We start from the raw sequence: 26,405 nt of genomic DNA on the forward strand, positions 1-26,405 counted from the left end.
ACTTGACGCTCCGTGCTATTTAACGATCAGCGCGACAACGAAGCCGATCAGAGCCAGAGCCTCGCCGAAGGCGGAGCCCATAATGAAGACGGTGAACACGCGGCCCTGGACCTCAGGCTGACGGGCCATAGCACCCGTAGCACCCAGAGCAGACAGGCCGATAGCAAGACCAGCGCCGATAACACCGAGACCGTAACCGATAACTCCCACGATTCCTCCTTTGTCGTGCGTGTCTTATTTCACGCAGGATAACCTTTTTATAACTGCCGGGCTCCATGGGTACGGGCACCGGCGGTTTAACGAATTACCTTACCTTTAAGGCGCGAACGGAAAACTACTCCTCCTCCGCGACCTCCTCTGCCTCGGAGACATACACGGCGGTAAGGACCGTGAAGACGTAAGCCTGGATGGCGCCGACCACAAGCTCGATCGCATAGATCAGGATGAGGATGGCAAGCCAGGCCAGCGAAGGCAGGGCGCCAACGGCGTGGGCCGCGGAAACCTGCTGAAGCAGCGGCTGCATGAACATGCTCGCCATGATGGCGAACGAGCCCATGACCACGTGTCCTGCGAACATGTTGCAGAACAGACGGACGGCGAGCGTGATGAGGCGCAGGAAGGTCGAGAAAAGCTCGACGACCCACACGAGCACGTTCATCGGGAAGCTCACGCCCTGCGGGGCGAGGCTCTTGATGTAGCCGATCACGCCGTGAGCCTTGCATCCGTAGTAGATGAAGTACACGAAGGCGAAAATGGCGAGCGCGGCGGTGGAGCCGATTGCGCCGGTGCCGGGCTTCATTCCCGGAATCAGGCCGATCATGTTATTGATCAGGATGAACAGGAAAAGCGAGCACAGGAACGGGAAGTGCTTCTTCCAGTTCTCACCCACGACACCCTTGCCGATATCGTTCTCGACGTACTCGATGATGTACTCGAAACCGTTGACGAAGAAGCCCTTGGGAACCAGGGTCTGCTTCTTCTTGAACACGGCCAGGACGATCAGGAGCACGATCGTGGAGACGATCAGCCAAAACGAGTACTGCGTGATGCCGCAGCTCAGATCGCCCACGACAGGGGTGGAGCTGAACTCGCTGACCAGAGGATTAATCTCATCAGGCAGCTTTTCAAAAATTTCCACGACTTACCTTTCGACCTCATGAGGATCTCGCAGCGCCTTGGCGACACGAACCGCGCAGGCGGCCATAAAGGCCACGAAGCCGATCGCCTCGCCCAGGAGGAACATGCGAAATGCCTCTCCGAACAACACAAACACAACCAAGGTAAAGACGAGCAGGGCGATTGCCGAGACCGCCAGACTCACCATACCCTTGAGCATGTCCGCATTCTGTTTATCGTCAAGAACCGGCTTGAGCGTAAAGACAAAGGGAAGGAAGGCAATTGCGCCCGCGATGGCGCCTGCAACGATAGCGAGCAGATCGGCTATCTGAAACACTGGCGTCCTCACTTTCCTTTTTAACGCTTCACAGAACAGTTCCCGCCAAACATTGGTGACTATTGTACGAGCCAATCGCTAAAGTACAACCGAAAAAGCATCGGTTAATACGCACCTGTTCGTTTTCTTAAGACCTTCTTTATGCCGCAGGTACGGTAATACGTTTTTCTCGAACCCTGCAGGGCAAAACGTCCGTTAACAGGAGTGCGCGCGGTCGCCTTTTGTTCGTCCGCGCGCACCGTTTCTTCGTATTTGCAGCCGCGGCCGTTTAGCCCAGCGACTAGAGCGTGCCGTAGATGCGGTCGCCGGCGTCGCCGAGGCCGGGAACGATGTAGGCAGCCTCGTTGAGATGGTCGTCGATGGCGCAGGTATAGATATGCACATCTGGGTCCTTCTCGGTCAGCGACTTGAGGCCCTCGGGGGCCGCGACGATGCACAGCATGCGGATGTCCTTGACACCGCGCTCGCGCAGGTAGCTGATGGCCATCTCGGCCGAACCGCCCGTGGCAAGCATGGGGTCGACGACCAGGCAGATGCGCTGGTCGATATCCTTGGGCATCTTGCAGTAATACTCGTGCGGCTCGTGGGTGACCTCGTCGCGCTCCATGCCGATGTGACCCACGCGAGCGGAGGGCACCAGGTCGAGGATGCCGTCGACCATGCCAAGGCCCGCACGCAGGATGGGCACGATGGCGAGTTTCTTGCCGGCAAGCTGTTTGAACGTGGCGGTAGTGATGGGGGTCTCGACCTCGACGTCTTCCATAGGCAGGTCGCGCATGGCCTCGTAGCCGTCAAAAAGCGCGAGTTCGCGCACGAGCTGGCGGAACTGGTTGGTGCCGGTGTTTTTGTCGCGCAGGATCGACAGCTTGTGCTGGACGAGCGGGTGATCGACAAGCGTCACACGGGACGCATCGTAGGTGACGGTCATGGATTGATTGCCCCTTTCGTTGCGGCCGCAAAACGGCCTTGCTGACAAGGCGCGCAGCAATGTTGCCGCCGCACGCCATGCATTAGTTTAGCGGTTTGTTGTATCGAGCAGCCCATCGCAGCCCTACTGTGAGGTGCTGAGCGAGCGCCTGACTGCATCACGCCAGCCCGCAAGGTTTTGCTCGCGGCGCTCGGCGGACATGTGGGGAAGGAAGGTCCTAACGATCTGGGCATTTTGCTCCAGCTCTTCCAGGTCTTCCCAATAGCCGACGGCAAGACCCGCCAAGTACGCGGCACCGATTGCCGTGGTCTCCACCGTCTCGCATTGCAGCACGGGGATATCCAGCAGGTCGGCCTGGAATTGCATGATGAACTCGTTGCGCGAGGCACCGCCATCGACAGACAGGCGCTCAATCGAAAGCCCCACGTCCTGCTCCATGGCGCGCAGCACGTCGTAGCTCTGATATGCCATGGATTCGCAGGCGGCACGTACGATGGTCGCACGGCTCGAGGCGCCGGTCAGACCGCACACGATACCGCGAGCATGCGGGTCCCACCAGGGAGCACCCAAACCCGCAAAGGCGGGAACGAAGTAGCAGCCCTCGTTGTCGCTAATCGAAGCAGCGAGTTGTGCCGACTCGCTCACGCTCGAGATGATGCCCATGTTGTTGCGAAGCCAGTTCATCGTTGAGCCGGCGGCAAAAATAGAGCCCTCGAGCGCATAGCTGACTTTGCCGTCCGCAGCGATACCGATGGTGGAGACCAGGCCATTCTTGGATTCGACGATCTCGTCGCCGGTGTTCATGAGCATAAAGCAACCCGTGCCATAGGTGTTTTTGGTCTGGCCGGGACGGAAACAGCAGTGGCCGAACAGCGACGCCTGTTGGTCACCCGCCACGCCCATGATGGGCGGCATGTTGGTCATGATGTCGCTCGCGACGCGGCCGTAGTCGCCCGAGCTCCAGCGAACCTCGGGCATCATGGAACGTGGAACGTCAAAGAGTGCCAGCAGGTCGTCGTCCCAATCGAGCGTATGGATATTAAAGAGTGCCGTGCGGCTGGCATTGGTGTAGTCGGTGGCAAAGACCTGGCCGCCGGTGAGGTTGTAGATGAGCCAGGTGTCGATGGTGCCAAACATGAGGTCGCCCGCCGCCGCGCTTTCGCGTGCGCCGTCGACGTTGTCGAGAATCCACTGCACCTTGGAGGCCGAGAAATACGGGTCGAGCGTGAGTCCCGTGCGGGAGCGCACCAGCTCCTCGCAACCCTGTTCAACCAACGCGTCGATTGCCGGCGCGGTACGGCGGCACTGCCACACGATGGCGTTATAGATCGGCTGACCGCTCACGCGGTCCCAGACCACCGTGGTCTCGCGCTGGTTGGAGATGCCGATGGCGGCAATGCGGTCGGAGTGGATACCGCTCTTAAACTGGACTTCCATCATGACGGCGATCTGGCTGGCAAGGACCGCCATGGGGTCTTGCTCCACCCAACCGGGACGCGGAAAACTGGTTTTGACGCTGCGACGTGCCTGCGCGACGATGCATCCGTACTCGTCGACGATGGTCGCAAGTACCGAGGTGGTGCCGCAGTCGAGCGCCATGATGTAGGAACCGCCAAAGTTAAACGAGGCATCTTCCATGCCCAGGCTGCCCAGATTCAACGACATCGCTTACACCTTTCTATTGCATCGGGTCGGACAGGACCCGTTCGATCTCTGATGCGGGAAGTGCGCCTTGGCGCAGGATCTGGAGCCCGCCGTGCTGGAACGACACGATGGTCGAGGCGTCGCGACACGGGGTCTCACCGGCGTCGACGGCAACATCGACCCCCTCCAGGATGCGACCCTCGACGGCGGCAAAGCTTGCCGGCGAGGGCGCGCCATGCGTGTTAGCGCTGGTGCAGGCAAGAGGGCTGCCGCAGGCGCGGATGAGCGCCTGCACCACGGGCGAGGCCGAAGCGCGAAGTGCCACCGTGTCGTCGGCGGCGCGCATAAAGGTCGGCACGCAGGGGGCCGCCTTGACCACGATAGTCAGGGCGCCCGGCCAGCATCGTCGGGCAAGCACGCGGGCCTCTTCCGGGATATCCACGCCATAGCGGTCGAGTGCTTCGACGCCATCGACCAGCCAAGCGACGGTTTGCGTGAGTTCACGTTGCTTGAGAGTGAAGATACGGCGATAGCCGGTGCCGAGCGCAGGAACTGCGGCGCCATTGACGGCAGCCTGCGGATCGCGCGGCCACGATGGGAATTCGCTTGTATCTTGGGGCACGGCGTCCGAGAAGGCGTTGACTGCCACGGCGACACCGTAGACGGTCTCGGTCGGGATCAAAGCCAGGCCGCCGCGGCCGAGCACCTCGGCCGTGCGCTCGACGGCAAGCCGATGCGGCTCGCGCGTTCCCTCGTATACCCGATAGACCGTCTGCATGTGTATGCCAGCCCCTTACGCTCTGGTGCAAGTTTGTTTACTGTGGGGCATTCTCGCACGAAACGTTCAACCTATTTGCCCAGAGCGCATGTTGGTTTGGTGAGCGGCTCTAGTAGTCGGTGAAAGTGAGGGGGTTATTGGACTGCGACGAACTTCTTTGGCCTGCCGGCGTGGCGTTCTTGGGCGGCGTAGCGCTCGATGCTGTCTATCGTTATCATCCGACGGCCGTCGACGAGTTCAACATCGAGCTTTCCGGCTTTGACCAGCGCGGTAATCCGCGGAGCGGAGACTTTGAGGTCCAGCGCTGCGTCTTTAAATGTTCGGCACGCCGCTTCCCGAGCGTCCTCGTGGTCGATTTCGACTGAAAGGGCCACGACCTCGGCCGAGCGTTCGTACCCCGCCGGAGTCAAACCGTTGTTGAGGTCGTCGGCCAAAAACGCCATCAGTGCCTCGGTGGCATGGGCAATCGCGTCTTCGCGCGTATCGCCATCGGCAAAGGCGCCGGGAATCTGCGGGAAGCTGGCGCAGTAACCGTCGTCTTCTTTTATGAGAACGCAGTCATAGGTAAATCGCTGCCTCATTTTGCCTCCAACTACCATCCAGCTTGGCGACGAATACTTGCCCACGTGCCCTTCTTTGGTCGATCACCACCAGAGCCGTTCACGGTGACAACACGGTCACCAGAAACATACTTAGCATGACTACCGACTTGCGCGACCTTCACGAATCCATCGTGCTTGAGTAGGGCAATGATTTCCCGAAAGGTAGGAGGTTGCATGGGCCGACCTCTTTCAGCCGTCCTAATTATAAACTAATTTATAATTTTTGCTAACCAGTTAATAAATATTACTGGCGCTGTTTGGGCTCGGTGACGATGGCTCGGACGATGCGGGGGCGATCGGTGAGGTCGTGGACGATGCGCACGTCCGACAGACCCGCTTGGCGGCAGAGCTCGGCCGCAGCGTCGAGCGCGCCCTCGTAGAGCTCGCAGGCAAAGAGGCCGCCAGCGCGCAACATGTAGGGCGCCGCGTTGAGCAGGCGGCGGAAGATATCGAGGCCGTCGGCGCCACCCTCGAGCGCCAGATCGGGCTCAAAGTCCTTGACCTCGTGCGGCAGCGAGCGCATGACATCGGTGGGGATGTAGGGCGGGTTGGAGACGAGTACGTCAAAGGTGCCCCACTCTTCACGGGGAATGGAGCTCACCAGGTTCGTGAGGCTGAAGGCGACCTCGTCGGACGCGAGACCAAGCGCATCGCGGTTTTTGGTAGCAAGGTCGATGGCGCGCGGCTCGATATCGGTAGCAGTGCAGGTGACGTGGCCGCGACGCTCCCAGGCGATCGAGAGCGAGATACAGCCCGTGCCGCAGCCGACCTCGAGAACGCGGGCAGTGCGGGGCTCGGCTGGGGCAGGCACAGCGGCATCCTGAGCTGAAACCGTCTCCTGGTCGGCGCCCTCGATGGCGATGTCGTATTCGTCGAGCTCGGGCTCGGCGGCTTTTGCGGCTTCGGCTTCTGCTGCTTGCGCGGCGGCTTCCTCGGCCTCGCGATCGGCAAGCTCCTCGGCATAGGCGCGGCTACCGAGCACGTCGCTACCCAGCGCAGCCTCATCGGCGGCCGTCAGGTTGGCAGCACGGCGCTCGGCGGTCGCGCGTTCGTCGGCCAGCGCCGCCTCAGCTTTGCGGGCCTGCTCGACCTCATCGTTCCAAGGCAGCTCAACACGCTGACGGGCAGCGGCCTCGGGGCTCAGCACCTCGGCATCCAGATAATTGAGGACTTCCTCGACGAGCATCTCGGTTTCGGGGCGCGGAATGAGCACACCGGGAGCGCACGCGACGTCAATCATGCGAAACTGCGTGCTGCCGGTGATGTACTGCAGCGGCTCGCCTTTGGCGCGACGAACGACGGCCGCGTGCATGGTCTCGAGCTGGGCCGCGTTAAGCGTCTCGTCCATGCGCATATACAAGTCGATACGCGCCAGGCCCGTGGCCGCGCACAGCAGCCACTCGGCAGAAAGACGGGGATGCTCCTCGCCGCGCTCGGCCAGGTACTCCTTGGTCCACTCGAGACAACGCTTGATGGTCCAGATCTCGTTTGCCATGGGGCCCTCCCCTCTTAAGCGCCGGGCGGCGCGCGAATGTCGGAGCAGATTGTAAGCGAGGCCAGCGCTTGGCAAGGGACGATTGAAGGCGATTATCGAGAATCAGCCCAGAATTTTGCACCGGGCTCGCTCAAAGTGTTCATTCGCCGACGTCTAGATTTGCATTCGTCAAGCTTTTGGCAAGGTTGCCCCAAAACTGACCAATATCTAACCAAGAACTTGCCACATCGCTTGACGCACGACCCATCAAAAATCGCCCCGCGACTTCTCGGACGATTTTTGGAGCAATATTTTCAATAGCAGATGAATGCCGATAATTTCTTAAAGCAGGTAAATAGCTTAATTTCCAACAAAGCAGATTAAATAAATTCAATTAGTAATTTACCCAACCTAGTCATTGGGGACGTTCTTATTCGACTAGTCGTTTAAGAACGTCCCCAACGACTACTCATTTAAGTCTGTCCCCAATGAGTGCCCCGCCACAGGTTGAGCATACGTCAGCGAAAACGCCCCTAAGCGAGCAAGGTGACGTGAAAGAGGAGGGAAGCGTACTTCGGTACGCGACCGACGATTGAACGTCAGATTGCCGCTTAGGGGCGTTTGCAGCGTCGAGCTGTTACGGCGTTTGGTAAAACGCCGTAACCCACTAGACAGCCTGTGCCAGCTTCTCGGCTCGCTCGGCGGCGGCGAGTGCCTCGATGACCGTGCCGAGCTGGTCGCCCAGGAGGACGCCGTTGTAGGTGGAATTGAAGCCGATGCGGTGATCGGTCACGCGGTCCTGGGGCTGGTTGTAGGTGCGGATCTTCTCGGAACGGTTGCCGTGGCCGATCTGGCTCTGGCGCTCGGCACCGAGCTCTGCCTGCTGCTTCTCGAGCTCCATCTCGTACAGGCGGGCGCGCAGCATCTGCATGCAGACCTCGCGGTTCTGGATCTGGGAGCGCTGTTCCTGCGACTGCACCACGGTGTTGGTGGGAAGGTGGGTGATGCGCACGGCGGAATAAGTGGTGTTAACGCACTGACCGCCAGGGCCGGAGGCGCAGTAGGTGTCGATGCGCAGGTCGGACTGGTTGATCTGGACGTCGATCTCCTCGGCCTCGGGAAGCACGGCGACAGTTGCCGTGGAGGTCTGGATACGGCCCTGGGACTCGGTCTTGGGAACGCGCTGGACGCGGTGCACGCCGGACTCGAACTTCATGACGGAGTAGACGCGGTCGCCCTCGACCTTGAACTCAATGGACTTAAAGCCGCCGGCCTCGCTGGGGCTGGAGTCGAGCACGGTGGTCTTCCAGCCGCGCGACTCGCAGAAGCGCTGATACATCTTGTACAGGTCGCCGGCGAAGATGGCCGCCTCGTCGCCACCGGCGGCGGAGCGAATCTCGACGATGGTGTTCTTGTCGTCGTTGGGGTCGCTCGGGATGAGCATGTACTTGATGTCTTCCTCGAGCTGGGGAAGCTTGGCCTCGTTTTCGGAGATGTCCATCTGGAGCATCTCCTTCTCATCGGCATCGGTAGTATCGTGGAGCATTTCCTTGGCAGCCTTGATGTCATCGAGCGCGCCGATGTACTCGCGCGAGGCAGCGATGAGGTCGGACTGGTGCGCGTACTCCTTGTTGAGACGCGTGAACTCCTTGATATCGGAGGCGACGGCTGGGTCGGAAAGCTTCTTCTCGAGCTCCTCGTAGGCCTTGATGATCTTTTCGAGCTTGTCGCGCATGACGGACTCCTTTTATATGCGTGAAGGTGAAAATCGGCAGAATTGATGGGGCGCGGGGCGCCGCTGCGGGGGTAAAGCCCGGCTAGAACATGTCGATCTTCAGATACATGCGCATCCCTTCGCGTATGGGGGTACATAGTTGCGGTCTAACCCATACATGATAGCGTGCGCAGGCAAACCTGCATACAACCCGCACGGAATCCGACAAAGGGAGAGTCCCTTTGTCGGATTCTAGAGCGTATGGAGCAGGGCGATGAGGAAGCGAACACCCTGGAGGTAGGCGCGGCGGGTGATGCGCTCGTTGGTGCCGTGGACGCCGCGGTCGCACTCGTCATCGTCGACCACAAACGCCGAAAAACGAATGCATTCGGAGCAAATGTGCTGGTAGTTGGCAGCGTCGGTCGCGCCGATCACGGTCGAGGGGACAATCGCCAACGGCTCGGATGATCCGTTTTCCTCCGTCCCCTTTGGATCGCAGAAATAGCGGGCGGCGATGGAGCGAACCGCCTCGAGGCCGGGACCACCGATGCGCGGGGACGGCGAGGGCTCGGAGCTGCCGGGGCCCAGCTCCACTTCGACACGACCGGCAAGGTCCGCCCCGGCAACCGCCTCACGGCAGCGCGCCACAACGTCGGCCACGCTCGTGCCCTCGAGCATGCGGAAGTTAATGTTGGCCCACATATCCTGCGGCATCACGTTGGCGCCGGCGCTGCCTCCCTCGATCTGCGTGGGCGCGCAGGTGGTCGTCACCAGCGGATAGAGCTTCTTGCTGGCGAGGCAATCGCGGACAATGGCGCCCCCGTTGGCGGCAATCTCATCCGCCGTGTAGAGCCCCAGCTCGACAAGCTGCGCGGCAAGCAGATCGGTCACGCGCGTCGGCCACTCGATATCGCAGATTGCGGCGATGGCACGGCTGAGCACCTCGAGCGACGTGCCGCCGTAGGGGTTAGACGAATGCCCGCCCGCGCTCTTCGTCTTGAGCACGATATCGGCATAGCCCTTTTCGGCCAGGTCGGCATGCATAAGCCAGCCCTCGCCCGCGCCGTACTCGGCAGCCGAAACAATACGGTAGTCGCCCTCGTCGATCAGGAACTCGAGCTCAACACCGCGCTCCTCGAGCACGCGGCCGATAGCTCCAGCGCCGTACTGCGTGGTTTCCTCGTCCTGGCCAAAGGCGAGCAACAGCGAACGCTTGTGCTCCCAACCGTGCGCCAATGCATACTCAACCGCCTCGAGAATGCCTGCGACCTGATCCTTCATGTCGATAGCGCCGCGGCCCCAAATGTAGGTGTCGTCCACGTGCCCGCTAAAGGGGGCGTGCGTCCAGTCGGCCTCGGTACCCGGCACCACGGGGACCACGTCCATGTGGCCCATGAGCATAACAGGATTGAGAGCAGGGTCGGAGCCGACAAGCGTCACCAACAGCGAGTGGTCGATAAGCTCGACCTCGCCCGCCGCAAACACGCGCGGCCAGGCCTGCTGCATATAGGCGCGCAGGTCGTCGAAGGGCTGCCAGTCCACCGCCTCGGCATCCATGCTCGAAATGGTCGGAAACGACAGCACGCGGCCCAAGCGCTCGCACGCGCTGACCTCGTCTATATCGGCAAAATCGTCCTCATGCGCAAAGAAGCGCCAAACCTCGGCCATGACATCCTTTCGATTGTGACGACAAAGGCCGCCCCACGGGAGCGGCCCTGCAACGTAAGCGTTTGCGGTCGGTTATTTGTCCTCGAGATAGCGAGAGAGGAACTCACGAGTGCGCTGGTGTTTGGGGTTGCCGAAGAGCTCGGCCGGCGCGGCATCCTCGAGCACCACGCCCTTGTCCATAAAGACCACGCGGTCGGACACCGTGCGGGCAAAGGCCATCTCGTGCGTGACGACGACCATGGTCATGCCGTCGGCGGCGAGCTTGCGCATGACCTCGAGCACCTCGCCCACGATCTCGGGGTCGAGCGCGGAGGTCGGCTCGTCGAACAGCATGATCTGCGGATTCATACATAGGGCACGAGCGATGGCCACGCGCTGTTTTTGACCACCGGACAGGCGGCCAACGGCGGCGTGCGCGAACTTTTCGAGTCCCACGCTCGTCAGATGCTCCATCGCGACCTTCTCGGCCTCGGCCTTGCTCATCTTTTTGAGCGTGACGGGCGCGAGCGTGCAGTTGTCGAGCACATCCATGTTGTTGAACAGGTTAAAGCCCTGGAACACCATGCCGATGTCCTCGCGCAATTTGTTGATGTTGCAGCGCTCGGCCGTGAGGTCCTGGCCGTGGAACCAGATGTGGCCCGCGTCCGGGGTCTCGAGCAGGTTGAGGCAGCGCAGGAAGGTCGATTTGCCCGAGCCCGAGGCGCCGATGATGGTGACAACCTCACCGGAATTGACGGACAGGTCGATGCCCTTGAGCACCTCGAGTGAGCCAAAGCTCTTGCGCAGGCCCTCGACGCGGATAAGCGGCTCTTGGTTTTGCACGGCTGCCGCAGTGCCGGTAGTGGCGGTATCTGCCATGATGATTCTCCTCGTCTTGCGCCTAGTTGGAGCTGGGCAGCGTGGCAGGGGCCTCGGCGCCCAGCTTTTTGCCAAAGGCTTCGAGCAGGCGGCTCGCCACGAGTGTCAGGATCAGGTAGACCACGAGCGCCACGCAGTAGACCTCCATCTGGCGGTAGTACACGCCGGCGACCGTGGTAGTAGCGTACATAAGGTCGAACACGCCGATGACCGAGAGCACCGACGAGTCCTTAATGTTGATGATGAGCTCGTTGGTGAGCGCCGGAATCGCGTTTTTAATGCCTTGGGGGAACACGACTTTGCGCATGGCCTGCCACTGCGACAGGCCCAGCGAGCGCGCTGCCTCGGCCTGGCCGGGATCGATGGACTCGATGCCGCCGCGCAGGACCTCCATCATGTAGGCGGTGGAGTTGAGCGAGATGGTGACGAGGCCGGCGGTGAAGGTACTCCAGATCTGGTTGGCCTGAGCGGTCTCGAAGCCCATGCCGCGCAAAACGGTAAAGCCCGCGTAATAGATGAGCAGGCCCTGGACCATCATGGGCGTGCCGCGCACGATGGTGGAGTAGATGGTCGCAAAGCCGCGGCCGATACTCTTAAAGAAGCGCACCAGGTCGTTGTCCACGCGGTCAAAGGTCTGAATACGCAGGAACACAAAGAGCAGCGCCAGGAAGAATGCGATGACGGTACCGAAGGTCGCAAGCGCGATGGTGATCTCGATACCGCGGATAAAGAAGTCGCCACTCTTGTAGGTCATGTAGACCAGGCTCGACAAAAAGTCGCTGGGGTTGGAATCCGAGACAATGCTCACCTGCACCAGGTCGATAAACGACATGACGCAGCGGTCGATAAAGAAGATCGCCGCGATAGCGACCACAACATAGCTACCCAGGCGCGCGCCGCGGCGGAAACGCTCGGATGCGAACGGCGACTTTTCGCGATAGTCACTCCAGTGCATAAGCTTGGTGACAAGCGCCGCTGCCGACACGACAATCCAGGCCCAAAGAATCGCCCAAAGGCAATCCTGGAAGATACCGGTGGGGGCTAAGAAGCTCAGCGGTGTGGGGTTGCGCTGGCTAAACGCCAGGCCGAGCGCCGCGATGACGCTCGTGCCCAGGTATACATAACGGTGGTCGGCCTTGATAAAGGAGGCCAGACGGTTGATGGCTTTCATGCTGCCTCCCTATGCCGGCTGACGGTCGAGGCACGCGTCCCACATTTGGTCGCGCTCCTCTTGGCTAATGCCCTTGAGTGTCTTGTCGATGAGCTTAAGCAGTTTGTCCGAGCCCTTGCGGCAACCGACGTTTGTCGTAACCTCCTGCTTAAAGCCCTCGCCCTCCGCAAAGCGAATGGGCACGATGCCCGGGTTTTGGGCCATATAGCCCTTCTCGTTTTCGGTGTTGTAGGTCACGGCGTCACAAGTGCCCTGCAGCAGGTTCGAGAACACCGTGGGTACCGAATCGACCGGATTTTTGTGGACGACGCCCGGAATCTCGTCGATGACGGTGTCGAGCATCGTGTCCTTTTGGCCGAGCACCGTGGCGCCGCTAAAGTCGCTGAGCTTGGTCGCGTTTTGGTAGGGCGAGCCCTCTTTTACGAACAGGCCAAAATAGCCGATAAAATACGGCTTGGAAAAGCCGACGGACTCCTCGCGCTCGGGCGTGGCGCTCATGCCGGCGATGATGAGGTCGATCTGGCCGTTGTTAAGCGAATCGATAAGGCCCGAGAAGCTCTGCTTGACGGCAACAGGCTCGCCGCCGAGGGCTTTGCAGACGATCTTGGCGATCTGCACGTCGTAGCCGTCGGCATAGGCGCCCTGCACGTTGTCGATGGGAATGGTGAACTCGCTGGCCTCGGAAACCTGCCAGTTGTACGGGGCGTAGGCCGCCTCCATGCCAATGCGGATCTTATCCTTGCCGATAACGGAATCGGACAGGTCATCGCGACCGCCGCCCGTCGTGGGCTGGACCACCTTGAGTGTGGACGGACGCTGGCAGCCGGCAAGCGCGCCGGCGACAACGGTTGCGCTCGCAGCGAGGGCGCTACCCAAGAAGATGCGACGACTGCACACCGGCTGGGTCTGCGCGTCGCGCTGTAGTCGAGGTTGCATCTGATGCCTTCCCTATGTCGTTTTGCTGACAATAAGACAGGATATACGTCAACAACCAGCAGCGCGGCATGTGCGCGAAAAAATAATAGACACACGAAGACGATTGGCGCAAAGCAGCCTGCCCCCATGTACCACTTGGCATGAAAAAGGCAAGGCATAGACCTTCTGGTCATGCCGTGCCTTTTGAATGGCAAATTGTCGCTCTGGGTGGCGCGCAGCGTCGACCGGTCCGCCGTTCGTCAGAACGGCGGAACCTCTAGAGCAGGGTGACGCTAAAGCTGCGGACGTCCGTCTCGCCCGGCGCCAGCGTAATGGTATTGACCTTGTGCTCAAAGACATCGTCCTCGGTGTCCATGGTGGTGTGGCCGGTCCAGGGCTCGAGCGCCACAAACGGAGCGTCGTTGGCGGCAGACCACACGCCGATGTACTTAAAGCCCTCAAAGTCGATCTTGACGCCGTGGCCCGACTTGCGACCGCGCAGCGTGAGCGTAGAGCCCGGAGTATCGGTGAACATGATGGCATCGTTATCGAAACTGCGGTGCGCGATGGGCAGCACGTCCGAGTTATCGGGAGCCTTGTAACTACCCTCGAACGTCATAAGACCGTCGGGCGTGATGACGGGGGCCTCGTTAGTCCAAGCCTCGGTAAACGCCAGCTCGTAATCCTCGAACGCCTCGTCCTCGGCACCGGGAGCCGGTACGTTAAACGCGGGGTGGCCGCCCACCGAGAACGGCAGGTCCACGTCGCCGGTGTTGGTGACGGCAAAGGTCTGCGTGAGGGTGGCGTCGCCGGTCAAGGCATAGGTCATGCTGAGCTTAAAGTGGAACGGGAACGCCTTGAGCGACTCGGGCGTGTCGGTGATCTCGTACGTTACCGAGGAGCCGTCCTCCGAAACCTCGACCAGCTTGTGTTCGACGATGCGCGCGAGTCCGTGGCGCGGCATCTCGCAGGTGCCGGCCGCAGACGTCGCCGTGTTGTTGCGCAGCGAGCCCACAATGGGGAACAGGATGGGCGCATGCTTGCCCCAAAAGGCGGGGTCGCCCTGCCACAGATACTCGTTGCCGTTGAGGGCAAGGCTCGTGAGCTGGGCACCCATGGAATCGATGGCCGCGGTGAGGCCGCCGCGCTTGATGGTAGTGACGGTGGACATGCTACTTCCTCCAAAAGTAAACAACAGTGTCGAGGGCTATTGTCCCACTCTTGGCGGCGGGGTTGAGCGACAGGTGCAGTTATTGAGCAATAGCGTAAAGGTCAAACCCGCCCTGCGGCGTGCTATCGACCGTATCGGGCGCCTGTGAATTAAAACTCACCGGAACCATGCGCTTTGAGGCACGGTAACGCGTGCCGTCGGTGGCGACGGGCGGCTCATCGACCGTGAGCTCGTAGTCGCCGGGCTTGAGCTCGATGCCGTCACCTTCGGAATTGACGTATTGATACTCGTCGATTGCTTGTCCCTTGAGTGTGCGGCCCACGATATGGACGAGCATTTGGCTATCGCCGCGCGCGGTATCCCACGTCGCGCCGTCCTTAACCTCGACCGACACATGCACCGAGCGCGTGCGGCTGAGCGATTGTTCGACGGACATCTCGACCTTGGCGGCGTCTTTGCGCTGTTGCTCCACGTGACTCCAGACATTTCCGATCGCCGAGCAAGCGATGACGCCGGCCATAAAGGCGATGAGAATGGGGCCGAGCGGCGAGCGACGTCCCGCATCTTCCTCGCGAGACAGATTGGGGCGACGCGTGGGCGCGGGCGCCTGAGCACCCTGCGAGGGCACGTCGAGAATGCTGAAGGATGCCGTGCTGTCGGGGTCGATGTTATGGCGAGGTTGCGGGGTCTTTGCCGGCGAGATGGACATATCGGCCGGCTCACCGAGCGTGGCCGTGGCATCGGCCTTTGCCTCGTCGGCCTCGGCCTGGGCCCAAGCCTGTTCAAAGGTCAGGGGCTCGGCGGAGTCGGAAGCGGCGTCCGTCTCGACGACATCGTTGCCGCTCTCGTCCTCGTCGCTCGACACGCCACGCGGCGCGGGCTCGTCCCACTCCTCGTCCGGAGCCTCGCCCTCGCTATACCACCATTCAAAGTTATCGATATCCATACGGGGCGCCCCCTTGGCCTCGCAAATAAACACTTGCTAGCCTTATACCCCCAGATGGCACAGGAGCTCGCACGGAATGTGACAAAGGGACTGTCCCTTTGTCACACGACCAGACGTGAAAACATAGAAACTTGCAAATTTTGCAAGTTTATAAGATGACGCCTTAGAAACTTGCAGATTTTGCAAGTTTCTAAGAAATGGATGTGGCAAAGGGACTGTCCCGTTGTCACATCTGGAGGGCGACGGGGATTTGGATGCAGCAAAAGTCCTCTTGGTGGGACTCGTCGTAGCTCGTGGTATCGAGGTAGCAAAAGTCGAAAGCGTTGCCAACGGGCTGGAGCGCGTGCTCGTCCATGCAGGCAACGATGGCGCGGATGCCCTCGGGCTCGTACGGCATACCCCAGCGGCTCATGCACAGGTATGTGCCCTCGGGCAGCACCTCGATGCCGATCTCTGCCAGCTCGGCAGCGTCGCTCGGCAGCAGTTCCTCGACACCGCGCGGCAGCACGACAAAGGAGCCCGCGCCGGCGATAGGGTCGTCGGAATGCAGCGCCTCGCGACGCAGCATGGCGCCCCAACCGCGCATGGGGCGCGTGCCCGTCAACGTACGCATGCGCAGGATTGCCCGCATGAGCGTAGGGTGCAGCATCGAGCGGCCGCGCTCGATATCGCCCGGAAACTCCTCAAAGACCACGTAGCGACGCTCGAATTGCTTGAGCTCCGGCTTGCCCTCGCGCTCGCGCCAGTAAACCGCCTCGTCGTAAAAGCTTAGACGCTCCTGTACGCTCGCGCGCTCGGCTTTGAGCCCGGCAATCTGCTCATCGAGCGCCTGCACCCGCGAGCGCAGGTGATCGGTCATCTCGCCAATGTCGAACGTCGAGGTCAGGCGGTCAATCTCGTCGAGTTCGAGCCCCAGGTCGCGCAGCATGCAGATCAGACGCATGAGCGGGATCTGCGTGGGCGAATAGAAACGGTAGCCCTTTTCGTTCACCACGGCGGGTTTAAACAGACCGATCTTGTCGTAGTAGATGAGCGTTTGGCGCGAAACGTTAAACAAGCTCGCCATCTCGCTAATCGCATACATGCCCGTCTGCATAGGTCCTCCCGACACATCCCTTTTGCGCACAAAGCCCGCCGCCCACAGGGGCAGCGGGCTCAAACACTACTCGTATCCTACCCTAAAGACGCCTATGACCAGCGCTTATAGTTTGCACATGACACGCCGACGGCCTCGAGCGCCTTGGCGGCGATGTGATGCACCGCGTCATCGAGCGTGGCGGGGCCGTTGTAAAACGTGAGCATGGGCGGCATGAGCATGACGCCCGGTACGCGCGCCAGGCGCGCCATGTTGTCGACATGAATGGCGCTGAAGGGCGTCTCGCGCACCATGAGCACCAGGCGGCGCTGCTCTTTCATCTGCACGTCGGCCGCACGCAGCAACAGGTTTTCGCTGTAGCCGCTCGCGATGCCGGCGAGCGTCTTCATGGAGCAGGGTGCCACGATCATGCCATCGACCGGATAGGTGCCGCTTGCGATGGCAGCGCCGATGTTCTTGTTGTCGTAGACCACATCGGCATGCGTGGCAAACTCGTCGAGCGTCATGCCGAGCTCCTGCTCGATGGTGATCTCTCCCCCGCGCGTGACGACAAGCGCCGACTCGGCACCTGCCTGGCGCAGGCATTTGAGGCACTCAAGACCCAGCGCGGCACCGCTGGCGCCAGACACGCCAACGACAATGCGACGGGGACGGACAGAAGACTCAGGCATGACGGCTCCTTAACTACTTGGTAGGGCTACTTACTAGAAAGCAATCTCCTTGGCCCACTTGTCTGTGTCGATCTCCATGAACTGCGAGCGAATGAAGTTCTTCTTGAGGTCGAACGGGACCGTGCAGTCGAAGATGGCCTTGCAGGCGATGCCGTGCTCGCGAATCGTGGGGTCGAACGCGGGGTCGTTGGACGGGTCGAGCACGTGGCAGTGGCAGCCGGGGATGGTGATGAGGTCGACGTCGGCCTGGAAGCGCGTGGTCATGGCCCACATCACGTCGCTCATATCGAAGATATCGACATCCTCGTCAACAAGGATGACGTGCTTGAGCTCGGAGAATGCCGAGAAGGCGAGCATGGCGGCGTTGCGCTGACGGCCCTCGTCATTTTTGCTCGACTTCTTAAACTGCATGATGGCAACGAACTTGCCGCCGCCGCAGGGAGCGGCGTGGACGTTGAGCAGACGGCCCGGGATGGCGGTCTCGACCATCTTGTAGATGGAGGCCTCGGTGGGGATACCGGCCATGGACACGTGCTCGTGCGAAGGACCGATGCAGCTCTCCATAATGGGGTTGACGCGCGTGGTAACGGCGGTGATCTTGATCACCGGGCAGACCTTGGCGCCACCGGTGTAACCGGGGAACTCGGGCATGGCGTAGCCGTGGCCGTTGACGTCCTCGTTGATGGTCTCGTCGTGCATGAGGTAGCCCTCGAGCACGTACTCGGCATTGGCGATGCACTTCTGCGGAACGGTGACGCAGTCGGCAAGCTCGACAGCGTGGCCGCGCAGGGCGCCGGCAATTTGCAGCTCGTTGAAGCCGAGCGGTGTGGTGGGAGCCTCAAAACCGCAGCACATGTACACGGCGGGGTCCAAACCGATGGAGATGGAGATGGGCATATCCTCGCCACGCTGGCAGTACTCGTCAAAGAACGCGCCCAGGTGACGGCTGCCGGGGGTAATCCACATGGCGAGCTTGTCCTTGTCGACGCAGGAGAAACGGTGGATGGTCACGTCGGACTGGGAGCCGTCGGGGCTCGTGCCGTAGGCGAGGCCCATGGTGATGTAGGGGCCGCCGTCGACGGGCGTGTTGGTAGGAGCGGGAACGATCTTGCGCAGGTCAAAGCCCTCGTCGGTCGCCTTGTACACGACCTCTTGGCAGTCGACGTGCGCACCCTCGGCGATCTGCTCGGGCGCGATCAGGTTCTCGAAGCGCTTACCGATCTCGAGGCCCAGGTGCTCCTCATCCAGGTCGAGCAGGGCGGCAACGCGCTTGCGGCTGGCAAGCATGCCGATGCAGACCTTGGCGTCGTCAAAGCCCTTGACGTTGTTGAAGACCATCGCCGGACCCTCTTTGGTCGGACGCATAACGGTGCCGCCGGCACCGACGTGGCGATAGACGCCCGAAACCTCGGCATCGGGATCGACCTGGGTGTCGGTCTCGAGCAGCTGGCCCGGCATCTTGCGCAAAAAGTCGAGTGCGGAGCGCAGGTCGTGGATCTGGGAAGCATCGGTAGTGGACATAGCGTGCTCCTTTCGGGAGAGTGCCCGGCGGCGAGGATGCCGCCGGGCTGGGTAACGTAGTGGGGCCGCGGCGCTCATAGATGGGACGCTCGGCCACTCGCAGTTCGAGCACTCGGCTGCTTACAGCCCAAGCGCTCGACCGCTTACATCAGGCCAAAGAGGTGGAACCAGGCGGCCTCGACCAGCACGACGATAAAGACGACCGCAGTGAGGGGAATGCCCATGCGCATAGCCTCTTTGGAGGTGTAGCCGCCGGCGTCCTTGCCCTCGCCGATAAGGATCGGCAGGTTGTGGAACGGCAGGATGTAGTGGATGTTGATGGACGTGAAGACGATGAGCGCCACGGCGAGCGGGCTCACGCTGGAGCCGGCCGCGAAGCTGATGAACGCCGGCACGCACACGCCGAGCACGGCCATGACCGAGCCCATGAACATGTGGATGATCATGGAGAGCGCGGCGACAAGCAGGGCGAACAGGAAGATGTTCTCGGGCACGGAGCTGGGAAGCACGACATCGGCGATCCAGGCGTTCATGCCGGTGGCACCGCCCACGGAACCCACGGCCATGGCGGCCGTCAGGAACATGAGGGACTTGATGTCGACAGCGTTCCAGCTGGCGGGGGTAAGGACCTCGCCGATGATGGGCATGGCGAGCGCGACACCGATGGCAAGTGTCACCCAGCCGATGTAATCGCCCGAGACGGTGAGCCACAGCGCGATGGCGATGACAAGCCACACGATGGTGCGGATCTCCTTGACGGAGAGCTTACCGAGCGCGGCCTGCTTGGCCACGATCCGCTCGCGATCGTAGACGAGCTCCTTGCTGGGCTTAAAGAGGAAGAGGCCCAAGAACAGGGTACACAGCAGCGCAACCAGCATGGGCACGCTCATGTACAGGAACCAGTCGATAAAGGACGGGCTCATGCCGCCGGCCTCGGCGCTGTACTGCGCAACAAGCGGGTTGAGCGTGGAGTCGCCCGTCAGGAAGAACATGGAACCCGGGGCGGCAGCGGCAAACACGAGGAATCCGAGCTTGCCGCGGTCATCGTCACCGTAGCCGGCGGACTCGGCGATGACCGAGACGACGGCGAGGATGAGGAAGGCGCGGGGGAACGGGTGCGGGATCAGCAGCGACAGCACAAAGGTGAGCGCGAAGATCGAGATGATGAGCGACTTGGCGTCGCGCACGAACTTGAGCATAAACGCATAGGCGATGCGCTCGCCCAGCCCCGACTCCTTGACCGCGCTGGCGATGAGGTAGGCGCCGATGACGAGCCACATGGTAGCTTTGGTCCACGAGCTAAACGTGGAGGCGACCGTCGCCGAGATGCTCGCGGCGCCCGTGTCGTCCACGCACACCTTGAACAGAACGAGCAGCGCGCAGTAGAGCAGGCCCACAAAGCCCGGCTGTGCCACGCCACATGCCCAGAACACCACCGTGGCGAGCGTCAGTGCTAGACAGGTCTGAGCGCCGACCGTGAGCTCGACCGTCGAGCTCAGCTCCGCCAAAGGAAGAAACTTCACCAGCAAAAAGACAACGATACCCAGCACAAAGCCAATTTCGCGCTTGGTGATCTTAAACGCCTTCTTTTCCGCTTCCATCTCCCCACCTTTCTTGTTGGGGGCGCTCCGGATTCGCGGCCACGTTGCCACTTAAAAAGGGGCGCCCGTTATCGGACACCCCTTACGTTGCGCTGTGTTGTTGCAATACAGTCAAGCGGGATTTTTGGATGAGAAGCGATCCCCTAGACAAAAACCGTCACAACATTCGACGCTTTTCCTCGTTTTCGAGATTTTCATCGAATGTTGTGACGGTTTGGATATGGCAAAGGGACTGTACCTTTGTTACATAGCGAAGGCCGTACGGATGGATGGGTCGCTGAGCGCCTCGCGGAGCCAGGGGGCCAGCTGCTCGGGGTGACCCTGCAGGTAGCCTTTGAGCTCGGACGGGGCCACGCGACGCACCTCCGAGATCTCCTCTTGGTTGATATGCAGCTCGCCCGGCTCGACATGGGCTGCGAACACCTCGCACCATTCGCACTCGCAGCGACCGTCGCCGTGGTCCTCGCGGTAGACGATATGGCCCAGATGTTTGAGATCGCCCGGCTCGCGCGCGACGCCGAGCTCCTCGCCCATGCGACGTGCCGTGGCGGCCGCGACGTCTTCCCCGGGGAGCGGATGGCCGGCGCAACCGTCGGCAAGCACCCCACCCCAAAGGCGCTTGAGCTTGCTGCGACGACAGAGCAGCAGGCGCGCGTCTTCGCCCCGGCCCTCAACTAGAAGCGTCAGAAAAGCCTGGTGCAGAATGCCCTCGCCGGCATGTGCCTCGATGCGATCGACAGGGCCAAGCGCCTCGCCGGTCGCGGCATCGACCGCCACGACCTCGGCGCCTGCACCGCCCTCATCCCAGCCGGCGCGCAGGATGCGCGCGGCGGCCTCCTCGAGCGCGGCGATGAGCTCCTTGGTGGTAGCGAGCACGCGCTGCAGATCGTCCGCAGTCGCATGCTCCACATGAAAGCCCGTGCTTGCAACTACCGGCACGCCAAAGCGCGTGGCCAGCGCCGCCGCGATATCGTGCGCCGGGATCTCATCTCGATGGCACGGAACGGCCAGGATGCTCACGGTCGCCGTGCGACCGGGCTCAGGGCGCGGAATGGCCTGCGCCGTGGCGCCCAGATGCGCGTACTCCGGCGAGCAGGCGTACACCACCATGCCGCGCGGCGTCACCGTCAACTGGGCCTCGAGCGCAAACTTGCCCTCGCCCACTGCAACCTTTGTCGTGTGCATACCCATGGGATCTCCTGTCGCCCGCGATGTACCTGAGACCATCTTCGCCTGTATTGCGACTATACAGGCAAGCGCAGCCTGCGACAAAGGGGGCAGGCACCTGACACATTCTGTTAGAGTTGCAGGGATTGAATCCCGCTTATTCATGCGACATTGGAGTGACAACCTTGACCGCCGCAACCACGCCTAAAAGTAAGTCAACCGCCGCCGCGCTCTCCCCCGCGCGCACCAAGCTCTGCCTGGCGCTGCTCGTGCTGTTGGGCTTCTCGCTCGGCTGCTCGGAGTTCGTGGTCATCGGCATCGAAAGCGACTTGGCAACGGAACTCGGCGTATCACTTGCCACTGCGGGCCAGCTCATCAGCGTGTTCGCGCTCGTCTACGCTATCGCCACGCCGGTGCTCGCGCTCAGCACGGGGCGATTCCGCCGCTACCAGCTGCTCGTGTGCTACAGCATCGTTTTTGTGCTCGGCAACCTGGTCATGGCGTTGGCGCCCAACTTCCAGGTGCTGTTTATCTCGCGCATTGTCCTGGGCTCCGTCTCGGGCGCACTGCTCGCCGTGGGTGTGACGTACATCCCCGAGCTGCTGTCCCCACAGCAAACCTCGCTTGCCATCTCGGTGGTATATGGTGCGTTTTCCGTGGCAATGGTCTTTGTCACTTCGATCGGCAAGTTCGTGGCCGACACGCTCGACTGGCACGTGGCCATGTACGGCACGCTGACCTTTGCCGTTCTGATCTGCGGAGCGCTCGTGGCGTTTATGCCGCGCGCTGGGCAAACCGATGAGCCTGCCACCTTTCGCGAGCAGGCGGGTCTGCTGCGCGAGCCGAGTATCATCACCGGCATGCTCATCTTTTTGTTTGGCGTGGGCTCGGTCTACGTATTCTACGGCTACGTGACACCTTATCTTGAGCAGGTGCTGGGAATGGGCACTGTTCAGGCGAGTACCACGCTTATGGCCTACGGCGTGTTTTGCCTGACCTCAAACATCTTGGGCGGATGGATCGATGCGCGTTTTGGCATGAAGGCACTGCTTGTTACGTTTGTGCTGCAGGCGGCGGCGTTACTCGGGCTGTTTGCCGTGGGCGGCACCATGCCGCTCGCGCTGGTCTTTGTCTTTAGCTTGGCGTTGCTCATGTACCTGTTCTCGGTGTCGTGCATCACGCACTTTATGGACGTGGCACGCAGCCGCCATCCCAAGTCGATGGTACTCGCAAGTTCGGTTGAGCCCATGGCGTTTAACGTCGGCATCTCGTTTGGCACTGCAGTGGGCGGCGCCGTGGTAAGCAGCATTGGCATTGCGTACGTGGGTGCCGTGGGCGCCGCGTTCTCGCTTGTGGCCTGGGCGCTCACGCTGGTGACGATTAAGCTGGCCCGCTGGGAGCGCAAGCGGGCGAGGGCGTAGGCGTAGATGCGATGCTCGAGCTCGACGATGGCTGAGTCGGTGTTTACCGAGCTGGTGCGCCGTGCCGGGCGCGAGGCGGAGTTTGTCATCGATTCTGCCGCCACCTCGACCGAGGAGATCGGCAACCCGCCACATCATGGCACGGTCGCCAAGCTGCGCGAAGTCGGGATTCCCGTCGTTGCGCACCGTGCCCGCCAGGTGCGTCGCGCAGAGTATGGCAACTGGGATCACATTGTCTATATGGATGCTGAGAACGCGCGTGGCCTGCGCCGCATCTTTGGCGACGACCCCGACGGCAAGATTACGCGCTTGCTCGATTGGACCGAGCGCCCCGGCGACGTGGCCGATCCCTGGTACACCGGCAACTTCGATGCCACCTACCGCGACGTGCTCGACGGTTGCACTGCCATGCTCGAGCAGATGTAGGTTTGCGGGCGCACAAACCGCGCGAACCGCGTCATCGGTATACATCGAGCGTGGATTTTCTCTCGTATACAGATCGAGCGTGGAAAATCTCCCACTTTGAGCGTTCAAGTGCGCTCTAAACGGGAGAAAATCCACGCTCATTTTCTCGGGCAGTGGAACTCGATACGACCAAGGGACTGCCCCTTTGTCACATTCGGGACTGGCCCTAGACCTGCTTGACCTCCAGCTTTATCCCCTCGGCACGGGAGTCGCCCAAAACATCCGAAAGGACCCAGGTCGCATATAGCGGCAAATAAAGAACAGCTCCGTTGCGCTCAACGTTGCCTCTCGAGAAAACAATCCCGAGCCTTACGCCATATTCGGCCGTATCAAGCACATGACCGAGCGCAGCGTGCGCGTGGTAATAGGAGCCCGATTTAACCTCGATCGGGACAGCCGTCCCATCCGGTCCGTCGACCACAAAGTCCACTTCGCCGCGCTTTTTCGTCTGATAGTAGTAAAGCTGGCGATTCTGGGCAGCCAGCTGCTGGGCCACCACGTTTTCGTAAATGCCGCCCAGATTGGGCTCCTTGCTATCAAGATACGCCGCCTGGGCGACTCCAACGGGGTAGCGCGCCATCAACATGCCCGTATCCGATTGATATAGCTTGAACTGCGATGGCCGCGCCGTCTTGAGCAGGGGCGATTTTGGCTCGGTTACGATATCGGCCTTGAGAGCAACGCCGGCATCGACAAGCCAGACAAAATCTCGCTGGTACTTGTCGTAATGCGCCTTGGGGTCAATGGAATTGAGCACGAAGCGTTTGTTTTCGCCCTCGAGCATAATAGGGAGCTGATCGTAAATGCTCTGCACCTGAAGGGCTCGCCCGCTTGCATACTTGGAGATATCCCGCCGGTACTGTTCGTTGAGCTCTGACTGTAGCTGACGAACAGAGGCAAGGTCGCCCTGCGTGTCAAGGAAACGCTGCACGACCTCCGGCATTCCGCCGACAACGGTATAGGTCCTGAAGTTTGCCATCATCGCGTCATGAATGTAATCAGGAATGGGCTTCTCGCTGATACACGCATCGCGTATCGTTTGGCGAGCTCCTTCGCTCACCCCGATCGCCCAGCAAAACTCCTCAAAATCGAGCGGGAACATCCTAAGCTCGTGAACATATCCCACAGGATAGGACCTAACGCCCTTGAACTGGGTCCCGAGCATTGACCCCGAAAACGCCCAGTGGCACCTCCCGTCCTCAACAAGGAACTTTGCCATCGTCATGATGTCGGGGGCCTCTTGGACCTCATCGATAAACACGAGCGTTTTGCCTGGCGCTATCGGCTTTCCCGAAAGAAGCGTCACCCTGCTGATGAAATCATCGGCATCCCGTGCCTCGAGAAGAGCATCTTTTGCCTGGCGATTTTCCGCGAGATTGAGCTCGATATAGGTTGCGTAGTTTGACTTACCGAACTCGCGAATCGAGTAGCTCTTACCGATTTGGCGAGAACCCGTGACGAACAACGCCTTTCGTTCAATGGATCTCTGCCAACAATCAAGCTCATCAGCGATTTTCCTGCGCAACATAAGCTCTCCCATCGCCTCGATAAATGAAATGCAGATATTTATATCGACTATTATCGATGAAATGCAGAGATTTTTAGTACCGAAATTGGATGAAATGCAGAAATTTGAGCTTACTCGCGCACAGAACAACGACGCGTGCGCCTAAGCATGGGCATAAGTGAGGTCGGGATTCTCGCATACAAATCGAGCGAGGACTATCTCCCACTTTGAGTGCGAAATTGCGCCCAAAACGGGAGATAATCCACGCTCGATATTTCGACGGGAGAAAAACCTCGCTCGGTTACTCGTCGACGATCTCGGCAAGCCAGACGTTCAGCGTATCAATCTCGGGGCAGCAGAACTTTGCCGTACCGGGCTCGTTGCCAGGCACGGTTCCGCCATAGCGCAGGATATCGATATAGGGAAAGCCCACGTGGCAGGCCATGGAGCACATCTTGCCGCGGTCTCGGTCAAAGTCAAAGACGTCGCCCGGCTTATGACCGTGGTGGCAGCGGCACGTCCCCAGCTGGTCCACGCAGCTCACGCGGATACGCGGCCGCTTGCCACGCGGCGCGCCGAGCGGCCCGTTCTCGCCCACAGGCTTGACGCCGCCCTCGCCAGCGTTACTCATGGTCAATCACATCCAGGCAGGCCTCGATGGGCAGGCCGGCCGACTTGTCCTCTTGGTCGGCATTGCGCTCGATAAGCTCCGCCACCACGCGCATGGCATCGGCCGTCGCGCGCTGCAGACTCCAACCTGCCATAACGCGGCCGACGAGCACCGCCGAAAACGTGTCGCCCGTGCCCGGAAAATAGACCGGAATGAGCTCAAATGGAATCGTGAAGTGCTCCCCCGCCACATGGTCGTAACCGATAACCGCGTTCGTGCCATTGACCACGGCGCTCGTAATGACTACCGACTTGGCACCCAGCTCGCGCACGGCGTCCACAAGGGCGCGGGCCTCGTCGGGCGTGATCTGCTCTGCAATAGGCGCATCGGTGAGCAGACAGGCCTCGGTGTAGTTGGGCACCGCGTAGTCTGCGCACTCCAGCAGGTGCCGCATAAGGCCAATCGTGGACTCGGGCACACCGGCATAGAGCTTGCCGTTGTCGCCCATGATGGGATCGACGAACACCTTGGTGCCCTTTTGCGCGCGGCGGTGGCAAAAGTCCGAGATGATGCGCGTCTCTTCCTCGGTCACGATAAAGCCGGTCGAGATGGCGTCGAACTCAAAGCCGAGCTCCTCCCAGATAGCGAGGCTTTGGCGCACGTACTCCGTGGTGTCGTGGATGTAGAACTTGGGATAGTTGAGCGTATCGGACACAAGTGCCGTCGGCAGATTGTGGATACGGTAACCCATGTGCGACAGCACCGGCAGCATGGCAGAAAGCGCGACCTTGCCGTAGCCGCACATATCGTTAATCAGCAGCAGCTGAGTGTTCTTCATGAGTGTCCCCCTTGGGTCGGGCGCGGCGCGGCAGCGCCACAGTGCGACTAAGTGTAGCGCAGGGGACGTTGTGAACGGGCGCTGGCACCGCAGAGGACGAATTGTTGCGGAAAGGTTACGGGAAGGAGGAAGTTAGTCGTTGGGTGTTCCTATAGTTTTGTCAACCGTCGGGGCTACTCCCGGTAG

26 protein-coding genes are annotated in these 26,405 nt (G+C 60.9%); 2 read left to right on the forward strand and 24 right to left on the reverse strand.

Annotated elements, in window-relative coordinates:
• Positions 1–15 precede the first annotated feature (15 nt).
• The 21 genes from DW037_RS08785 to DW037_RS08885 all read right to left on the reverse strand — a co-directional run bounded on the left by DW037_RS08785 (position 16) and on the right by DW037_RS08885 (position 21,402).
• Positions 16–210 (reverse strand): ATP synthase subunit C, encoded by a 195-nt coding sequence (locus DW037_RS08785; protein WP_022094262.1) that lies wholly within the window; start codon positions 208–210, stop codon positions 16–18.
• Between the two features lie 124 nt (positions 211–334).
• Positions 335–1,138 carry a F0F1 ATP synthase subunit A gene (gene atpB / locus DW037_RS08790; RefSeq protein WP_118373198.1) on the reverse strand — a complete coding sequence of 268 codons (804 nt, stop codon included), beginning with the start codon at positions 1,136–1,138 and terminating at the stop codon, positions 335–337.
• A 3-nt stretch (positions 1,139–1,141) separates the two neighbouring features.
• Positions 1,142–1,453, reverse strand: coding sequence for a hypothetical protein (locus tag DW037_RS08795; RefSeq protein WP_035138788.1), 312 nt, complete (start codon positions 1,451–1,453; stop codon positions 1,142–1,144).
• Positions 1,454–1,733: 280 nt separating this feature from the next.
• Positions 1,734–2,381, reverse strand: coding sequence for a uracil phosphoribosyltransferase (gene upp / locus DW037_RS08800; protein WP_040359658.1), 648 nt, complete (start codon positions 2,379–2,381; stop codon positions 1,734–1,736).
• A 123-nt stretch (positions 2,382–2,504) separates the two neighbouring features.
• A complete protein-coding gene (glpK, locus tag DW037_RS08805; RefSeq protein ID WP_117630039.1) occupies positions 2,505–4,046 on the reverse strand; it encodes a glycerol kinase GlpK in 1,542 nt (513 codons plus the stop codon).
• 13 nt (positions 4,047–4,059) lie between these two features.
• Positions 4,060–4,803, reverse strand: a complete 744-nt coding sequence (locus tag DW037_RS08810) for an L-threonylcarbamoyladenylate synthase (RefSeq protein WP_117630040.1) — start codon at positions 4,801–4,803, stop codon at positions 4,060–4,062.
• A 134-nt stretch (positions 4,804–4,937) separates the two neighbouring features.
• The gene (locus DW037_RS08815; protein WP_117637671.1) at positions 4,938–5,384 is read right to left on the reverse strand and encodes a type II toxin-antitoxin system HicB family antitoxin; all 447 of its coding nucleotides are present in this window, start codon (positions 5,382–5,384) and stop codon (positions 4,938–4,940) included.
• 11 nt (positions 5,385–5,395) lie between these two features.
• The gene (locus DW037_RS10900) at positions 5,396–5,581 is read right to left on the reverse strand and encodes a type II toxin-antitoxin system HicA family toxin (protein ID WP_089573106.1); all 186 of its coding nucleotides are present in this window, start codon (positions 5,579–5,581) and stop codon (positions 5,396–5,398) included.
• 68 nt (positions 5,582–5,649) lie between these two features.
• Entirely contained in the window at positions 5,650–6,900 is a 1,251-nt protein-coding gene (locus DW037_RS08825; protein ID WP_117630041.1) for a HemK/PrmC family methyltransferase, read from the reverse strand.
• Between the two features lie 646 nt (positions 6,901–7,546).
• Positions 7,547–8,614 carry a peptide chain release factor 1 gene (prfA, locus tag DW037_RS08830; protein WP_117630042.1) on the reverse strand — a complete coding sequence of 356 codons (1,068 nt, stop codon included), beginning with the start codon at positions 8,612–8,614 and terminating at the stop codon, positions 7,547–7,549.
• 231 nt (positions 8,615–8,845) lie between these two features.
• The gene (locus tag DW037_RS08835; protein ID WP_117582990.1) at positions 8,846–10,261 is read right to left on the reverse strand and encodes a M20/M25/M40 family metallo-hydrolase; all 1,416 of its coding nucleotides are present in this window, start codon (positions 10,259–10,261) and stop codon (positions 8,846–8,848) included.
• A 72-nt stretch (positions 10,262–10,333) separates the two neighbouring features.
• Positions 10,334–11,119, reverse strand: a complete 786-nt coding sequence (locus DW037_RS08840; protein ID WP_089573110.1) for an amino acid ABC transporter ATP-binding protein — start codon at positions 11,117–11,119, stop codon at positions 10,334–10,336.
• A 22-nt stretch (positions 11,120–11,141) separates the two neighbouring features.
• Positions 11,142–12,290 carry an amino acid ABC transporter permease gene (locus tag DW037_RS08845; protein WP_089573111.1) on the reverse strand — a complete coding sequence of 383 codons (1,149 nt, stop codon included), beginning with the start codon at positions 12,288–12,290 and terminating at the stop codon, positions 11,142–11,144.
• 9 nt (positions 12,291–12,299) lie between these two features.
• The gene (locus DW037_RS08850; protein WP_117630043.1) at positions 12,300–13,226 is read right to left on the reverse strand and encodes a transporter substrate-binding domain-containing protein; all 927 of its coding nucleotides are present in this window, start codon (positions 13,224–13,226) and stop codon (positions 12,300–12,302) included.
• 256 nt (positions 13,227–13,482) lie between these two features.
• Positions 13,483–14,376 carry an aldose 1-epimerase family protein gene (locus DW037_RS08855; RefSeq protein ID WP_117582988.1) on the reverse strand — a complete coding sequence of 298 codons (894 nt, stop codon included), beginning with the start codon at positions 14,374–14,376 and terminating at the stop codon, positions 13,483–13,485.
• A gap of 79 nt (positions 14,377–14,455) precedes the next feature.
• The gene (locus DW037_RS08860) at positions 14,456–15,322 is read right to left on the reverse strand and encodes a hypothetical protein (RefSeq protein ID WP_117582987.1); all 867 of its coding nucleotides are present in this window, start codon (positions 15,320–15,322) and stop codon (positions 14,456–14,458) included.
• A 226-nt stretch (positions 15,323–15,548) separates the two neighbouring features.
• Positions 15,549–16,418 carry a MerR family transcriptional regulator gene (locus DW037_RS08865; protein WP_117630044.1) on the reverse strand — a complete coding sequence of 290 codons (870 nt, stop codon included), beginning with the start codon at positions 16,416–16,418 and terminating at the stop codon, positions 15,549–15,551.
• 92 nt (positions 16,419–16,510) lie between these two features.
• The gene (locus DW037_RS08870; protein WP_117582985.1) at positions 16,511–17,089 is read right to left on the reverse strand and encodes a UbiX family flavin prenyltransferase; all 579 of its coding nucleotides are present in this window, start codon (positions 17,087–17,089) and stop codon (positions 16,511–16,513) included.
• A gap of 33 nt (positions 17,090–17,122) precedes the next feature.
• The gene (locus DW037_RS08875) at positions 17,123–18,610 is read right to left on the reverse strand and encodes a UbiD family decarboxylase (protein WP_117582984.1); all 1,488 of its coding nucleotides are present in this window, start codon (positions 18,608–18,610) and stop codon (positions 17,123–17,125) included.
• 143 nt (positions 18,611–18,753) lie between these two features.
• Positions 18,754–20,211 (reverse strand): SLC13 family permease, encoded by a 1,458-nt coding sequence (locus DW037_RS08880; protein ID WP_199408911.1) that lies wholly within the window; start codon positions 20,209–20,211, stop codon positions 18,754–18,756.
• 243 nt (positions 20,212–20,454) lie between these two features.
• Positions 20,455–21,402, reverse strand: coding sequence for an isopentenyl-diphosphate delta-isomerase (locus tag DW037_RS08885; RefSeq protein ID WP_158551698.1), 948 nt, complete (start codon positions 21,400–21,402; stop codon positions 20,455–20,457).
• A gap of 152 nt (positions 21,403–21,554) precedes the next feature.
• On the opposite strand from DW037_RS08885, the gene DW037_RS08890 reads away from it, so the two are divergent.
• Together DW037_RS08890 and DW037_RS08895 are read left to right on the forward strand one after the other, a co-directional pair.
• Positions 21,555–22,799, forward strand: a complete 1,245-nt coding sequence (locus DW037_RS08890; RefSeq protein WP_233503773.1) for an MFS transporter — start codon at positions 21,555–21,557, stop codon at positions 22,797–22,799.
• 27 nt (positions 22,800–22,826) lie between these two features.
• On the forward strand, positions 22,827–23,225 hold the full coding sequence (locus DW037_RS08895) for a low molecular weight protein-tyrosine-phosphatase (RefSeq protein WP_233542332.1): 399 nt from the start codon (positions 22,827–22,829) through the stop codon (positions 23,223–23,225).
• 205 nt (positions 23,226–23,430) lie between these two features.
• On the opposite strand, the gene DW037_RS08900 is transcribed toward DW037_RS08895, so the two are convergent.
• From DW037_RS08900 to DW037_RS08910, 3 genes are all read right to left on the reverse strand, one after another.
• On the reverse strand, positions 23,431–24,921 hold the full coding sequence (locus DW037_RS08900; RefSeq protein WP_199408912.1) for an ATP-binding protein: 1,491 nt from the start codon (positions 24,919–24,921) through the stop codon (positions 23,431–23,433).
• Between the two features lie 151 nt (positions 24,922–25,072).
• On the reverse strand, positions 25,073–25,402 hold the full coding sequence (locus tag DW037_RS08905) for a TIGR04076 family protein (RefSeq protein WP_117582980.1): 330 nt from the start codon (positions 25,400–25,402) through the stop codon (positions 25,073–25,075).
• Positions 25,395–26,219, reverse strand: coding sequence for a PfkB family carbohydrate kinase (locus DW037_RS08910; protein WP_117582979.1), 825 nt, complete (start codon positions 26,217–26,219; stop codon positions 25,395–25,397). The genes DW037_RS08905 and DW037_RS08910 overlap by 8 nt, the downstream gene beginning before the upstream one ends.
• Positions 26,220–26,405: the final 186 nt, after the last annotated feature.

Source organism: Collinsella sp. AF39-11AT (assembly GCF_003474585.1).
GTDB lineage: Bacteria > Actinomycetota > Coriobacteriia > Coriobacteriales > Coriobacteriaceae > Collinsella.

Excerpts from the sequence above, each read along its gene's own strand:
- upp (WP_040359658.1), bottom strand. The coding sequence starts at position 2,381 with ATGACCGTCACCTACGATGCGTCCCGTGTGACGCTTGTCGATCACCCG.
- glpK (WP_117630039.1), bottom strand. The coding sequence starts at position 4,046 with ATGTCGTTGAATCTGGGCAGCCTGGGCATGGAAGATGCCTCGTTTAAC.
- DW037_RS08810 (WP_117630040.1), bottom strand. The coding sequence starts at position 4,803 with ATGCAGACGGTCTATCGGGTATACGAGGGAACGCGCGAGCCGCATCGG.
- DW037_RS08815 (WP_117637671.1), bottom strand. The coding sequence starts at position 5,384 with ATGAGGCAGCGATTTACCTATGACTGCGTTCTCATAAAAGAAGACGAC.
- DW037_RS10900 (WP_089573106.1), bottom strand. The coding sequence starts at position 5,581 with ATGCAACCTCCTACCTTTCGGGAAATCATTGCCCTACTCAAGCACGAT.
- DW037_RS08825 (WP_117630041.1), bottom strand. The coding sequence starts at position 6,900 with ATGGCAAACGAGATCTGGACCATCAAGCGTTGTCTCGAGTGGACCAAG.
- prfA (WP_117630042.1), bottom strand. The coding sequence starts at position 8,614 with ATGCGCGACAAGCTCGAAAAGATCATCAAGGCCTACGAGGAGCTCGAG.
- DW037_RS08835 (WP_117582990.1), bottom strand. The coding sequence starts at position 10,261 with ATGGCCGAGGTTTGGCGCTTCTTTGCGCATGAGGACGATTTTGCCGAT.
- DW037_RS08840 (WP_089573110.1), bottom strand. The coding sequence starts at position 11,119 with ATGGCAGATACCGCCACTACCGGCACTGCGGCAGCCGTGCAAAACCAA.
- DW037_RS08845 (WP_089573111.1), bottom strand. The coding sequence starts at position 12,290 with ATGAAAGCCATCAACCGTCTGGCCTCCTTTATCAAGGCCGACCACCGT.
- DW037_RS08850 (WP_117630043.1), bottom strand. The coding sequence starts at position 13,226 with ATGCAACCTCGACTACAGCGCGACGCGCAGACCCAGCCGGTGTGCAGT.
- DW037_RS08855 (WP_117582988.1), bottom strand. The coding sequence starts at position 14,376 with ATGTCCACCGTCACTACCATCAAGCGCGGCGGCCTCACCGCGGCCATC.
- DW037_RS08860 (WP_117582987.1), bottom strand. The coding sequence starts at position 15,322 with ATGGATATCGATAACTTTGAATGGTGGTATAGCGAGGGCGAGGCTCCG.
- DW037_RS08865 (WP_117630044.1), bottom strand. The coding sequence starts at position 16,418 with ATGCAGACGGGCATGTATGCGATTAGCGAGATGGCGAGCTTGTTTAAC.
- DW037_RS08870 (WP_117582985.1), bottom strand. The coding sequence starts at position 17,089 with ATGCCTGAGTCTTCTGTCCGTCCCCGTCGCATTGTCGTTGGCGTGTCT.
- DW037_RS08875 (WP_117582984.1), bottom strand. The coding sequence starts at position 18,610 with ATGTCCACTACCGATGCTTCCCAGATCCACGACCTGCGCTCCGCACTC.
- DW037_RS08880 (WP_199408911.1), bottom strand. The coding sequence starts at position 20,211 with ATGGAAGCGGAAAAGAAGGCGTTTAAGATCACCAAGCGCGAAATTGGC.
- DW037_RS08885 (WP_158551698.1), bottom strand. The coding sequence starts at position 21,402 with ATGGGTATGCACACGACAAAGGTTGCAGTGGGCGAGGGCAAGTTTGCG.
- DW037_RS08895 (WP_233542332.1), top strand. The coding sequence starts at position 22,827 with ATGGCTGAGTCGGTGTTTACCGAGCTGGTGCGCCGTGCCGGGCGCGAG.
- DW037_RS08905 (WP_117582980.1), bottom strand. The coding sequence starts at position 25,402 with ATGAGTAACGCTGGCGAGGGCGGCGTCAAGCCTGTGGGCGAGAACGGG.
- DW037_RS08910 (WP_117582979.1), bottom strand. The coding sequence starts at position 26,219 with ATGAAGAACACTCAGCTGCTGCTGATTAACGATATGTGCGGCTACGGC.